Raw genomic sequence first — 12,967 nt, forward strand, 5'->3', positions numbered from 1 at the left:
CCGCCGGAGGTCATACGATCACCGGGTGCGCGGGATGACGATGTCGAGCCGGTTCCGGCTGGTGCTCAGGACCAGTCTCGGCTTCGCCGCGCTCGGCGTCGGATCCAGTGTGTGCGGTGCCGGAGTGGTCGCGTTGCTGCTGCTCCTGCAGGGCCTGCCGAGCGAGGTCGGCGATCGCGGCTGGATCCTCAGCGTCACCGCGGCCGGCATCGTCGCGCTGGCACTGGTCGTCGGCACCTTGTGGACGGCTTGGCTCCAGCGGCGCACGGCGGTCTGGTTCGTGTTCGGCCGCCCGCCGACGAAGGCCGAGGCCGAGCGGGCGCTCCGGCTCCCCATCGACATGGGGATCGTCAGCGGGACGCTCTGGCTGATCGGCACGATCGTGCTCGGCGCGCTCGCGCGGGTGCTCGGGTCCTGGATGGACGCGCTCGGGATGGCGCTGGTGATCGGGCTCGGCGGGCTGACCACGGTCGGTCTCACCTACCTCGCCGCCGAATGGGTCGCGCGGCCGGTGATGACGATCGCGCTCAAGGTGACCCCGCCGAAGGGGACGCTCAAGGTCACCGTGCTGACCAGGGTGGTCGTCACCTGGTCGCTGGCGAGCGGCGTCCCGTTCCTCGGCGTCCTGCTGGTGGCCACGCCGCCGGATCTCGGCCAGGGTGACCACGTCGCGAGCCTGATCATGATTTCGGTGATCGGGCTGGCCGTCGGCGCGATCGGGACGGGCCTGCTCGCGAAGGCCGTCGCGACGCCGCTGCACCGGCTGCGGGTCGCCCTCGACGAGATCGCGCGCGGCAACAAGGAGATCGTGGTCGAGGTCGACGACTCCAGCGAGATCGGCCTGCTCCAGACGTCGGTCAACGACCTGGCCGCCGGGCTCCGCGAGCAGGAACGCATGCGGGATCTCTTCGGCAGGCACGTCGGGGACGAGGTCGCGCGGCACGCGCTCGAGTACGGCGCCTCATTGTCGGGCGACGTGCGCGAGGTGACGGCGTTGTTCGTCGACGTCGTCGACTCGACGGCCCTGGCGAGCCGCACCCCGCCCGAAGACCTCGTGAAGATGCTCAACCGGTTCTTCACCAGCGTGGTGAACGCGGTCGGCGCGCGTGGCGGGCTGGTCAACAAGTTCCAGGGTGACGCCGCGCTCTGCGTCTTCGGCGCTCCGACCAGGCTCGCGGACGCGCCGACGGCGGCTCTTTCGGCCGCGCGGGCCATCCGGGACGCCGTGCAGGAGACCGGTGAGCTGGACCTCGGCATCGGCGTCGCGAGCGGGCGGGTGTTCGCCGGTCAGCTGGGGACCAGCAGCCGGTTCGAGTACACCGTCATCGGTGACGCGGTGAACGAGGCCGCGCGGCTGACCGAGGACGCGAAATCCGCCGACGGCCGGATCCTGGCGAGCGAAGCGGTGCTCAAGGCCGCGCTGGAGAGCGAGCGCGCGCACTGGAAGCCGTACGCGGAACTCGAGCTGCGCGGCCGCCAGGAGCCGACGCACGCCTGGGAGGCGAGCGTGCTCAGCCCGGAATGACGTCCGGCCAGCGCAGCAGCGTCGAACCCCAGGTCAGTCCGGCGCCGAAGGCCCCCATCACGACGCGGTGCCCCGGCTGGAGCGCGCCTTCCTTGGCCGCGTCGGCCAGCGCGATCGGGATCGACGCGGCGCTCGTGTTGCCCACCTTCTCGATGTTCGAGTACATCACGTCCTCCGCGAGCCCGAGCTGCTTCGCGCAGGTCTGCAGGATGCGGATGTTCGCCTGGTGCCCGATGAACCGGTCGATGTCGCCGACCGCCCAGCCCGCGGAGTCCAGTACCGCGCGCGCCGATTCGGCCATGCGGGCACAGGCGTGCCGGAAGACGGTCTGGCCCTGCATCACCAGATAGTGGTCACGCGGATCGTCCGACCTGCGGTTCTTCGCGCCGCCGGCCTCCACCCAGAGCAGCTCCGCGAGCGCGCCTTCGCTGTGCAGGTCGAACGGGCCGAGCGCACCGAGCTCGTCCGGGTCGCCCGCGCGCAGCAGGACCGCGCCCGCGCCGTCGCCGAAGATCGGCACCGTGCCGCGGTCTTCGGGGTCGACGAGGGAGGTGAAGACATCGGCGCCGATCACCAGCACCCGTCGCGCGATCCCGGCGGCGATCAGCCCGGCGCCGGTGGCGAGCCCGTAGACGAACCCGCTGCACACGGCGTTGACGTCGAACGCGGCGACACCGTTCAGCCCGAGCTCGGTGGCGACCTGCGGCGCGCTGGCCGGGCAAAGCTGGTCGGCCGTGGACGTCGCGAGCACGACGGCGTCCGCCGTGGTCTCCCCCGCGGACACCAGCGCCCGGCGGCCCGCCTCGACCGCGAGGTCCACAGTGGACGTTCCGGGGTCGACGACCCGGCGTTCGGCGATGCCGGTCCGCGAGCGGATCCACTCATCGGAGGTGTCCAGCCGCTGGGCGATCTCCTCGTTGCCCACCACGCGCGGAGGCAGCCATGAGCCGAGACCGGCGAGAACGGCGGCCTGAGATGAGGGCACCAAGGAATCCTTTCGCGGGGAAATGAGAGGTCTGCCATTCACTTGTAAGCGCTACCATTCAGTAGACCCGTCAGTTGTGTTCCGGGTCACAATTCAAAGAATTCTCACCTTCTTTCCGGGAGTGACCGGGCACACGGGTCGAGCACCCGAACGGGTGACGCACACCGCGTCGTGGCGCAGCCGGAGAACGGGCGCCCTGGAGAGCCGTCCGGCTAGCCTGACCTGGTGCACACACCCGACCTCGACCGCATGGACGTCGCCATCCTCGCCTGCCTCCAGTCCGACGCCCGCACGATCGCCGAGCACATCGGCGCGAAGGTGGGCCTGTCGGCGGCCGCCGTGCAGCGGCGGATCAAGCGGCTGAGGGAGACTGGGGTGATCGAACGCGAGGTGGCGGTGCTGTCGCCGCGGGCGCTCGGGCTGTCGATGACGTTCGTGGTGATGGTCGAGATGGAACGCGAGAACCTCGCGGTCCTCGACGGGTTCCGGCGCCAGGTGCTCGCGGACGACAACGTCCAGCAGTGTTATTACGTCACCGGCAACGCGGACTTCGTGCTCGTGGTGACCTGCCGGGACATGGCGGATTTCGAGACGTTCACGCGGCGGATGTTCTTCGACAACCCGAACGTGCGGCACTTCACGACGTCGGTGGCGATGGACCGGGTCAAGACGGGACTGACGCTGCCACTGGAGCCCTGAGGGTCCAAAAAGGACAAGGCGACCTCGTCACCACGGGTATCCGCCCGGACGCAAGGGGTCTGTGCCGGGCGTTACACCACTATGGACAGATGCAGCCGATAGCGTGAACGTCGTCGCAGTCGCGTCATCCGGTGCGGGTCCGGGCATCTCCTCCCCGAGACGAAAAGTTCGCGCCGCGCGAACCACGAGCACCAGAGGAGTGGCCGTGCACACCGACGCAATTCACCAGAGCCAGTTCGTTCTGCTGAACAACAGCAGCACGCCCGTCCTTTCCCGCCTGTCCTTCCACGCCGGCGAGCCGTTCGCGGTCACCGTGTCTTTCCGGACGGAGCGCGGCCGGTGGGTCGAGTGGACCTTCGCGCGTGAGCTGCTCGTCACCGGCCTCACCGATCCCGCCGGGCTCGGCGACGTCCGCGTCCGCCCCGACCTCTCGGAGGACGAGGCGCTGCTGACGCTCGAAATCGAGTCACCCGACGGTTACGCGTCGTTCGAGCTCGAACGCGAGGACGTCGAGACGTTCCTCGAGTCCACGTACGAGCTCGTCCCGCTCGGCGCCGAGAGCGAGCACTTCGACGTCGAGGCGCTGATCGAGGAGATCAGCAACGTCTGAGACTTTCCCGCGGCAAGAAGACGAAGGGCGGCCCGAGTGCGCTGGAGGCACTCGGTCCGCCCTTCGTCCTGTTCACGGTCCCCGGTCGACCGGGGCTGAGGTCAGCCGAGGACCAGGGAGGTCCCGGTCGCGGACAACGCCGGCCGCACCGGGAAGAAGTACGTCACCGAGCTGTTGCCGCCGGACAACATGCCCTGGGCCTGGTTGCCCGCGATGAACGAGCCGCCGGAGTCGCCCGCCTGCGAGCGGACGTTGGTGGCGGTCATGCCGTAGACCGTGCCTTCGGCGTAGCGGACGGTCTGGTTCTTGGCGCCGACGGTGCCGCAGGTCCAGCCGGTGGTCGAGCCCGACTTGCAGACCGACGCGCCGGTGGCCGCCACGGTCGAACCGCTCACGCGGGTGCCGTTGTTGATGACCCCGCGCGGCACCCAGTTGCTGTTGACCCGGACGTGGCCGTAGTCGTTGCCGGGGAAGCTGGCGCGGGCGAACGAGCCCATCGCGACCCGGTTGTAGCCGGTCACCGTGCCGGGGCCGCAGTGGCCGGCGGTGAGGAAGCCGCCGTTGACCGAGAAGCCGATCGAGCAGCGCGAGGAGCTGTTGATGTAGTAGGCGTCGCCACCGCGGACGTCGTACTTCAGCGTCGGCACCGAAGTGGTCTCGACCACCGCGACGGCGGCCTTGTCCACCTTGGTCTTCTCCAGGTACGAGTCGACGACGCCGCTCTTGCCCGGCAGGACGTTCACCGTGACGCGGTTGGTCTTGGTGTCGACTCCCCAGCCGGTGATCGCGCCGTCCGCCGCGCGCTCACCCGCGTTCAGTTTGTCCACAGTGGAATCGAGCTGGGCCGCCGAGAACCGGACGAGTTCCGCTTCCGCGCCGCTGGCGAGGACCTGGCCCAGTTTAGCCGCGTCCGTGACGCCGACGCGGAGCTTGCCGGTGGCCTCGTTGTAGCTCGCGCCGCCGAAGCTGCCGGCGAGCGCCGAGGCGAGTGACTGTTCGAGCGCGCCGGCGGCCGTCTCGCTCTGGATCCGGGCGAGCGCCTGATCGGCGGTCAGGCCGAGGTCCCGTTGCAGGGCGGGAACCATCTCGGCGTTGAGAAGATTGTCCGAGGACGCTGCCGCGGGGGTACCCGTGACGAGCGCGCCGGTGGCCAGTGCTGCCGTGGCGGCCACACCGAGGAGCTTCGTGATCTTCATGCTTCTCCCTCGTCATCACGCACGGCTCCGGTTCGCCATGCGATATCCCTCCCCTGACGGGTGAGCGTTCTGGACTCGGACGAAGGCCGCAATCCGGGTCGGCGCGGGATAGGTATACCCATTCTTCGGGACGCGAATCCCCTGCTCCAGGGGCGGCCACCTAGTGCAGGCACCCGGACGGGGCCGTCCGTAAGTAGGGTTTCGAGGCAAATACCTTGCGTAGTCATGACCACCCCCTGAACGTGGGATGACTCGCTGAATCGGGTTGGTCGCCGACGTTTCGGGTGTCCGGTGATTTTCCAACCGACGATCCGTCAGCCAACCGGTGACGCTGCGTCCTCGAACGGCCTCAGGGGGTGCCCAAGGTGTCCGTGTTGGGTGGTTTACGACCGAGTAGGCAGTGCTTAGGCTCCGCAGGACAACGCACAAGATCGTGTCGGGCTCAGCGGGAACTCCCCACCGAGGAGCGCATGATGTGGCTTGCCACCCCTCGCCCGACCTCGGTTTCGGTCCGCGCCGGATCGACGGCGCTCGTGGGCCGCGACGTCGAGGTCTCGGCGATCGTGAAGATCCTGCTGCGCCGTCCCGCCGCCGTGCTGATCGAGGGCGAACCCGGGATGGGCCGCAGCAGGCTGCTCGAAGAGCTGGCCGGGCGCCGTGAGTTCGCGGCGGGCCGGGTGCTCAAGGGTGCCTGCCAGCCGATGCGCGAGCCGTTCCCGTTCGGACCGGTGCTCGAAGCGCTGCGTTCGGCCGGCGACCGGCCGCTCGGCCCGCTCAGCCCGGTCGCCGGGGTGCTGAGACCCTTGCTGCCCGAACTGGCGGAAAGCCTTCCGCCCCAACCGGAACCACTCGCCGACCCGTGCGCCGAACGGCACCGCCAGTTCCGCGCCGTCCGCGAACTCCTGATCGCCTGCGGGCCAGCGCTCGTCCTGATCGACGACCTCCAGTGGGCCGACGAGGGCACCCGTGACCTCATGCGTTTCCTCGCCGCGGCCATGCCCGCCGAGCTGGCCGTCGTCGCGGCGTACCGGACCGGCTCGCCGTCGGGACACGGCGGCGCGGGCATCCCGTTCCGCACCCCGCCGAACGTCCAGACCGCCCGCGTGACGCTGGGCCCGCTGGACGTCGAGGCCGTCGGGAAGCTGGCCGAGGAACTGCTCGACCTGCCGCGGGTTTCCGCGCCGTTCACCGCCAAACTCCACGAAAGCACCGCCGGGATCCCGTTCGTGGTCGAGGAGACCCTGCGGGCGCTGCGGGACGCGGCCGGCCGCCTGCCGATCGGCGAAGTGCTGAGCGATCGGCTACTGGAGAGCCTCGAAGTCCCGATCTCCCTGCGTGAGGCCATCACCGAACGCCTCGACGCGCTTCCCGGCCCCGCCGTCCGGCTGGCCCGCGCGGCGGCGGTTCTCGCCGTCCCGTCCGAGCCCGCGGTGATCGGCGAACTCGCCGGGCTCGACGGCGACGCGCTCCGCGCCGCCCTTTTGTCCACTTTGGATGGTGGGGTCCTCGGCGAACTCGGTGGCGACCGCTACGGCTTCCGGCATCCGTTGGCCCGCAAGGCCGTCTACGACACGGTGAGCGGCCCGGAGCGCGGCCTGCTGCATTCGCGCGCCATCCAGGTGCTGGCCGATCAGCCGGTCCCGCCGCTCACCCTGCTGGCGAACCACTCGCGCGCGGCGGGGCGGACGGAACAGTGGCGCCACTACGCCGAAGCCGCCGCCGACGAGGCCATCGCCCACGGGGACACGTCACGGGCCATCGATCTGCTGCAGTCCGTGCTCGCCGACGCGGGGCTCGGCGAGGACGACATCGCCCGGCTGGCCACGAAGCTCAGCCAGGTCGCGCTGCGCGGGTTCCGCCCGGACGTCATCGAGACGCTGGAGCGGATCCTCGAAGACCTCACCGACCTGCGCCCGAGCGTGCGCGGGACGATCCGGCTCAGCCTCGGGATGCTGCTGGTCCGCACGATCGGGCGCCTCGGCCGCGGGCGGGTCGAGGTGGAGAAGGCGATCACCGAGCTGGTCGACGAGCCGGAGCTGGCCGCGCGCGGGATCAACCTGCTCGCCCAGCCGATCGACGGGCTGACCCCGTTGTCGTGGCACGAGGTCTGGATGGAGCGGGCTCGCGAGGTCTTCGGCCGGATCGAGGACCCGGAACTGCGGCTCGCGCTGCTCGGGGACCGGATCTCCACCCAGGCGCATATCGGCGACGGATCGGCCTGGGCCGAGTTCACCGCGCTGCCGGACCAGGCGGCCGGCGTCGCCGAACGGGTCCAGCTGGCGCGGCTGTGGTGCAACCTCGCCGACGCTCAGTCCTGGGCGGGCCATCTGACCAGGGCGGAAAAGCTGGTCACGGAGGGGATCCGCCGCGCGACCGACGCCGGGGCGCTCTACGCCGCCGGGCTCGCGCAGGGCACCCGGGTCCGGCTCGACTGGGTGCGCGGCGACTGGTCCGGCCTCGCGGAGGCCACCGAACAGCTGCGCGACGCCTACCCCGACCTCGGCCCGATCGTCATGGAGTGCTCGCTCGTCCTCGGCGGTTTGTCCGCCGTTCGCGGGGAATTCGCCGCCGCGCAACGACATCTGGCCGCGGCGAGCGTCCACGCCCCGGAGCACGGGCCGATCCCGGTGGTCCTTTCGGCCGCGGGGGTCCTGATCCGAGTGCTCCTCGCGACGGACGACGTCGACGGAGCGTGCGCGGTGGCCGACAACGCCGTCGCGGCGGCCCGGCGCAAGGGTGTCTGGGTGTGGGCGGCCGCGCTGGTCCCCGCCGCGGCCGAGGCCTACACGCGGGCCGGGCGCTGGTCGGAGGCGGACGCCGTGGTCGAGGAATTCGCCCGCGGGATCGACGGCAAGGACTCGCCGGTCTCCGGGGCCGCGCTGCTCGCCGGCCGGGCGATCCTGCTCGACGCGCGCGGCAAACATCCCGCCGCGGCAACGGTTTTCGACGAGGCGGCGGCGGGTTACGAGGCGCTGCCGATGCCGTATCAGGCGATCGGCGCCCGGGAGCGGGCGGCCCTGTCGCGGCTGAACGCGGGCCGTCACACCGCGGGCGACCGCAAGGCGATCGAGGAGCTCACGGCGGCCGCGGAGGCCTACGAGCGGCTCGGCGCGACCAGGGACGCGGGCCGCTGCCGTCACCAGCTGCGGGAACACGGCGCGTGGGCCCCCTCGCAGCGCGGGCGGCGCGGCTACGGCCAGGAGCTTTCGCCCCGGGAGCTCGAGGTCGCGCGAATGCTTTCCGACGGACGGACGAACCGGGAGATAGCGGACGGATTGTTCCTTTCCCCGCGTACGGTCGAGCAGCATGTGGCCAAGGTGCTGCGGAAACTCGGGGCCCGGTCGCGGACGGACGTGGCCCGCCGGATGACGACCTACGCGCCCGCTTCGGCAGGCCGCTGAGGAAACGTCCCCTGTGGACGGTCGTCACTGGTGAGTCCGGCCCGGCGGGGGTCTCGCGAAAGCCACTTTCGGGAACCAACGACAGAGCGGCGGCCCGCTTGCGCTCTCGCGACCCGAAGGGCGTGCCCGTGCCCGATGTCGCGAAAGCCACTTTCGGGACATCAGACGTCGCGAAAGTGGCTTTCGCGACACCCCCGGCCCGGACGGGTCCGCACCGCCGTGAGGCCGGCTGAGCAGGCCGATCACCGTGCCCGCTATTCCTTTAGGGGCAGGAAAAGTGCCCGATCGGGCATGGTGATCCATTCCATCGGGTCCAGCCGTGTCCGTGTGGTTCCGTAGTGTCATGCGCTGTGCTAGTTTGTTTTGGCCGTTAACAAAGTCGGGGCCCGGCCCCCGCGAGGGAGTAGCGCAGAAGCATGGCTGAGCGAGCCGATTTCGCGCTGGGGACCGTCGAGGCGACCGTGGTCGGGCAGGCGCTGGGCGTCGACGTCCGGTTGTTTCCCTTGCGCGTCCGCAACACTTCGATCGACCCGGAGCGCTACGCCACGGTCATCCGGAAGGTCTACACCGACCTCGAACAGCGCCGCCTGTCGATCAACGGCGAGCTGAACCAGGCCGTCCGCACCGCGTTCGCGCTGCTGGGGAACCACCGGATCACCGTCTCGATCAACGGCATCGACGGTATCGGCCAGGACATCGCCGTGCTCGCCCTCACCGACGGCAGGCAGGCGCTCGGCATCACGCAGGCCCACGGCGAAGACCTCCTGCAGTTCGCGCTCTTCTCCGACGAAGAGCTGGTCGAGGTCCTCTCCGGGGTGCTGCCGCGGATGCGCCCCGCGTCGACCGGCCGCCGCACGATCGTGCAGAAGGAGGAGCGCGCCGTCTCCGCGATGGCCGCGCGCCGTCAGGCCGAAGCCGAGTTCGACGAGGAGGAGACCGACGCGTTCGGCAACCTCCAGTTCACCGGCGTCGTCCGCGCCCGGCCGGAGGCCCCGGCCCGGCGGTCCGACGAGAGTGACGTCGAGGTCTTGGAGAAGGTGCTGTCCGGCCCCCGTCTCGGCGGCGGGTACATCATCGTGAGCGGGATCGGCCGCCGCGGCGAACGGCTCCGGTCGACGCCGCTGAGCTGGCTCGACACCGAAGACGGCCGGTACCTGGTCCGGACCGAGACCGACGAAGCCTCCGGCGCCGTGATCGGTCACTACGACCCGGCGAGCCAGTCGGGCGTGGCGAACGCGATCCGGGACGCCATCGCTGACATCTACTGACCCTCTGAACCGGGCGAGAGGATCCTCCGTTGACCGAGGAAGCACAAGCACTGGAGCCGGTGATGGCGGCGCGCAAGGTCGCCTTCGCGAGTGCGCGGCTGAAGGAGATGGCCAAGCAGGGCAGCTTCGCCGTCGACGAGAGCACCGGTCAGGAGATGATCCGTTCACTCCAGGGAGTGATCGACAGTCTCGAAGAGCGCTGGAGCGCGCTCACCAAGCTGCAGAAGACGCCGCCGATGAGCTCCACCGCGACCGCGCGCTGGGTGTCCCAGCACATGCACGGCACCGCGACGGACGCACAGGGCCTGCTCACGCAGCTCGAAGCCGCGCGCGCCGAATTCCCGACCTACGTCGAGGCGATCGAACTCGCCAAGCGGAACTACCGGGAACGCGACGAAGAGAACCAGCGCACCTTGAAGCGGATCGACACCGAGATCTAAGAGGAGAGACCCGTGACGGAATCCGCGGAGAAGACCGCGAAGGTCTCCGATCCCGCTTCCGAGGACTACAACCCGGACGACCCGTTCTACGACGTCACGGCCGATTCGTCGTCGGCCTATTACGTCGGGCCGCTGGCGGACGAGGCCGCGTCCGGCGACGAGATCCGGGCCGGGGCCTCGGCCGGGACGGACCTCCTGTTCAACATCCTCGGCTGGGGCGACACCGCCCTCAACGGCTTCAAGGACATCTTCACGCAGAAGATGTACGAGGGGCAGCTGGAGAAGGCGCGCGAAGGTCTCGACAAGAACCTGGAGATCCGCCAGCCCGGCGAGCCGCCGTCCACGGTCTGGGCCAACGCCACCCACGAGCAGATGCAGGCCGCGATCGCGGACAACGCGGATCCGGCCGCGGTCGCCGAGACCTCCGAAGAGTGGGTCCGGGCGGGCAACGACCTGGCCACGCACCAGCGCAACCTGGCGAAGGCGATCAACGCGAGCACGGCCAACTGGGAGGGTGAGGGCGGCGACGCGGCCCGCGAACACCTCGCCGGTGTCGGCAAATGGCTCGGCGCGACCGCGAACGGCGCGACGCTGGCCGGACGGCAGCAGCAGATCCACTCGCAGACCCTCAACGAGACGCAGAAGCTGATGGCGGCGAATCCGCCGGTGGCGTTCAGCGTGCAGGAGGCCAACGCCAACCTGCAGAAGATCACCGACCCGCACGTGTACATGGCGCAGCTCGGGAAGGATCTCTCGACCTTCAAGAAGCAGCAGGACGCGCGGGACCAGGCCGCGAAGGTGATGACCGACTTCGACAGCACGGTCGGCTCGGCGATCGCCACCCCGGCGTTCCCCGCCCCGCCGAAGCTGCCGACGATGCAGGCGACCAGGCAGTTGCAGGGCACGCCCATCGGCGGTGGCGCGGGTTCGCCCGCCGGCACGCTTCGCGACCGGATGGCGGCCGAAGGTACCGAGGTCACCCCCTTCGACGCGGCCACGGAACGTACGCGCCCGGACGGCCTCGTCGCTTCGATGGACGGCACGCCGGTGGGTGGGGCCGGTGGCCCCGGCGGCGTGTCGCCGTTCAACTCGCCGACCGGCGGACCGGGCGGCGGACCCGGCGGACCCGGCGGCGGTCCTGGCGGCTTCCCCGGTGGTGGCGGCCCGGGTAGTGGTGGTCCCGGCTCCAGCCCGGTCATGCCCAACATCGGCGTCCCGAACGGGCCGGCGGGCGGCGAGACCTACAAACCCGCGGCGTCGACGAGCCCCCATCTCCCGAACATGCCCAAGATCGACGACAGCACGCGCACCACGGGCTACACCCCGCCGTCCGTGACGCCGCCGTCGTTCACCCCGCCGAACATCCCCATCCCGGAGAGCGGCGGCCCCCGGCCCGGTGGCGGTCTTCCGTTCACCCCGCCCAACATCCCCATTCCGAACGGCCCCAACAGCGGCGGGCCGAGGCCGGTCATGCCGAACATCCCGCCGATACCGCGTCCCGGCGGGATCGGCGAGCGGCTCACCGGTCCCTCGTTCCCGGACGGCAACTCCTACAAGGGCACGCCGTACAACGCGCCGAAGCTCGGCATGCCGAACCTGCCGAACATCCCCGGCGGTGGTGGCACCGGCGGTACCAGCGGCTTCGGCGGTGGTGGCGGCGGCGGTACCGGCGCCGGTGGCGCGGGTGCCGGCGGTGTCGGCGGCGCCGGCCGGGCGACGGGCTCGCTCGGTATGGGCGGTGCCTTCGGCGCGGGCGCGATGGACGCCGACGGGGCCGCGGCCCGTGCGGCGGGCTCCGGCGGCAAGCCGGGTACACCCGGCGGCATGGCCCCGATGGGCGGCATGGCCCCCGCCGCGGGCAAGGGACAGGGCCAGGAGGACAAGGAGCACAAGGTCGCCGACTACGTCGAGTCCGACGACCCGTCCTTCTTCGCCCCCGACGAGGTCGTGGCACCGCCGGTGATCGGCGACTGGAAGAACAAGGACTGGAAGTGACAGCTTCGTTCGAGGTCGATCCGGACGACCTGACCGCGCACGCGAGCCATCTCGAAGGGCTCGTCGACCGGCTGAACACCGCGCACGGCGCGACCGGTTCGGCGATGTCTTCGGACGCGTACGGCCTGCTGTGCGCGTTCCTGCCGCCGATCGTCAACCCGGCGGGCGAACGCGCGGCGGAGACGATCAAGGCCGCCGCGGAAGGCATCCAGTCCACGGCGGACAACGTCCGCACCGCGGCCAAGTCCTATGTAGACGGTGACAAGACCAACGCGGAACCGTTCAAGGCGGACTTCAAGGCCCTGGACATCGGAGGAAAGCAGTGACCGGCGGGAACGAGCTCGGCGAGCTCATGCTGGACCCCGACGAGGCCCAGCGCAAAATGGACCGATGGGCCGCGGGGCTGGAAGAGAAGGCCCAGCGTTACGCGGCCGCGCAGGAGCGGACGGAGCAGCTGCGGCTGACCGCGACCAGCTCCGACGGCGCCGTCAAGATCACCGTCGGGGCCGACGGCGGCGTGACGGACATCGAGTTCGGGAACAAGGCCAGGACGTATCCGCTGGAGGAACTGTCGCGGCAGATCCTCCAGACCATGCACCAGGCCCAGTCCGGGATCGCGAACCAGGTCGCCGAGGTCATGCAGGAATCGCTCGGCGACGAGGACCAGGAGACCAGGGCGCTGATGATCGGCACCCTGCGCAGCCGCTTCCCCGAGATGGAAGAGGAAGAGTCCCCGGACCCGCCCGCTCCCCCCGCGCCGTCCGCCGACACGCCGCCCGCGCCTCGCGACAAGCGTCACGAAGCGCCGGACGACGAGGAAAATTCGCCCTGGTGAGTTCCTCGTCCCT

General features: G+C 70.5%; 11 protein-coding genes. 9 read left to right on the forward strand and 2 right to left on the reverse strand.

Going from position 1 to position 12,967, the window contains the following annotated elements:
* Positions 1-40 precede the first annotated feature (40 nt).
* On the forward strand, positions 41-1,525 hold the full coding sequence (locus ACXIZN_RS32075) for an adenylate/guanylate cyclase domain-containing protein (protein WP_257489857.1): 1,485 nt from the start codon (positions 41-43) through the stop codon (positions 1,523-1,525).
* Here the strand turns inward: ACXIZN_RS32075 and ACXIZN_RS32080 are convergent.
* A complete protein-coding gene (locus ACXIZN_RS32080; RefSeq protein WP_257483747.1) occupies positions 1,512-2,510 on the reverse strand; it encodes a beta-ketoacyl-ACP synthase III in 999 nt (332 codons plus the stop codon). The genes ACXIZN_RS32075 and ACXIZN_RS32080 overlap by 14 nt on opposite strands.
* A gap of 225 nt (positions 2,511-2,735) precedes the next feature.
* On the opposite strand from ACXIZN_RS32080, the gene ACXIZN_RS32085 reads away from it, so the two are divergent.
* The gene (locus ACXIZN_RS32085; protein ID WP_125679070.1) at positions 2,736-3,209 is read left to right on the forward strand and encodes an Lrp/AsnC family transcriptional regulator; all 474 of its coding nucleotides are present in this window, start codon (positions 2,736-2,738) and stop codon (positions 3,207-3,209) included.
* A 205-nt stretch (positions 3,210-3,414) separates the two neighbouring features.
* Complete coding sequence (locus ACXIZN_RS32090; RefSeq protein ID WP_457958789.1) at positions 3,415-3,819, forward strand: SsgA family sporulation/cell division regulator; 405 nt, start codon at positions 3,415-3,417, stop codon at positions 3,817-3,819.
* Between the two features lie 101 nt (positions 3,820-3,920).
* Here ACXIZN_RS32090 and ACXIZN_RS32095 read toward each other — a convergent pair whose 3' ends face one another.
* Positions 3,921-5,015 (reverse strand): S1 family peptidase, encoded by a 1,095-nt coding sequence (locus ACXIZN_RS32095; RefSeq protein ID WP_457958790.1) that lies wholly within the window; start codon positions 5,013-5,015, stop codon positions 3,921-3,923.
* 473 nt (positions 5,016-5,488) lie between these two features.
* On the opposite strand from ACXIZN_RS32095, the gene ACXIZN_RS32100 reads away from it, so the two are divergent.
* The 6 genes from ACXIZN_RS32100 to ACXIZN_RS32125 all read left to right on the forward strand — a co-directional run bounded on the left by ACXIZN_RS32100 (position 5,489) and on the right by ACXIZN_RS32125 (position 12,954).
* Positions 5,489-8,416 carry a helix-turn-helix transcriptional regulator gene (locus ACXIZN_RS32100; protein WP_457960648.1) on the forward strand — a complete coding sequence of 976 codons (2,928 nt, stop codon included), beginning with the start codon at positions 5,489-5,491 and terminating at the stop codon, positions 8,414-8,416.
* Positions 8,417-8,832: 416 nt separating this feature from the next.
* Entirely contained in the window at positions 8,833-9,684 is an 852-nt protein-coding gene (locus ACXIZN_RS32105) for an ESX secretion-associated protein EspG (protein ID WP_457958791.1), read from the forward strand.
* A gap of 29 nt (positions 9,685-9,713) precedes the next feature.
* Entirely contained in the window at positions 9,714-10,124 is a 411-nt protein-coding gene (locus ACXIZN_RS32110; protein WP_457958792.1) for a hypothetical protein, read from the forward strand.
* A gap of 12 nt (positions 10,125-10,136) precedes the next feature.
* Positions 10,137-12,119 carry a WXG100 family type VII secretion target gene (locus tag ACXIZN_RS32115; protein WP_457958793.1) on the forward strand — a complete coding sequence of 661 codons (1,983 nt, stop codon included), beginning with the start codon at positions 10,137-10,139 and terminating at the stop codon, positions 12,117-12,119.
* Positions 12,116-12,445, forward strand: a complete 330-nt coding sequence (locus tag ACXIZN_RS32120; RefSeq protein ID WP_034309855.1) for a type VII secretion target — start codon at positions 12,116-12,118, stop codon at positions 12,443-12,445. The genes ACXIZN_RS32115 and ACXIZN_RS32120 overlap by 4 nt, the downstream gene beginning before the upstream one ends.
* Positions 12,442-12,954, forward strand: a complete 513-nt coding sequence (locus tag ACXIZN_RS32125; protein ID WP_457958794.1) for a YbaB/EbfC family nucleoid-associated protein — start codon at positions 12,442-12,444, stop codon at positions 12,952-12,954. The genes ACXIZN_RS32120 and ACXIZN_RS32125 overlap by 4 nt, the downstream gene beginning before the upstream one ends.
* The last annotated feature ends 13 nt before the right edge of the window (positions 12,955-12,967 follow it).

This window comes from Amycolatopsis sp. TRM77291 (assembly GCF_054166285.1).

What these genes read in the sequence shown, in the direction of transcription:
- ACXIZN_RS32105 (WP_457958791.1), top strand. Translation starts at nt 8,833, where the DNA reads ATGGCTGAGCGAGCCGATTTCGCGCTGGGGACCGTCGAGGCGACCGTG.
- ACXIZN_RS32095 (WP_457958790.1), bottom strand. Translation starts at nt 5,015, where the DNA reads ATGAAGATCACGAAGCTCCTCGGTGTGGCCGCCACGGCAGCACTGGCC.
- ACXIZN_RS32100 (WP_457960648.1), top strand. Translation starts at nt 5,489, where the DNA reads ATGTGGCTTGCCACCCCTCGCCCGACCTCGGTTTCGGTCCGCGCCGGA.
- ACXIZN_RS32075 (WP_257489857.1), top strand. Translation starts at nt 41, where the DNA reads ATGTCGAGCCGGTTCCGGCTGGTGCTCAGGACCAGTCTCGGCTTCGCC.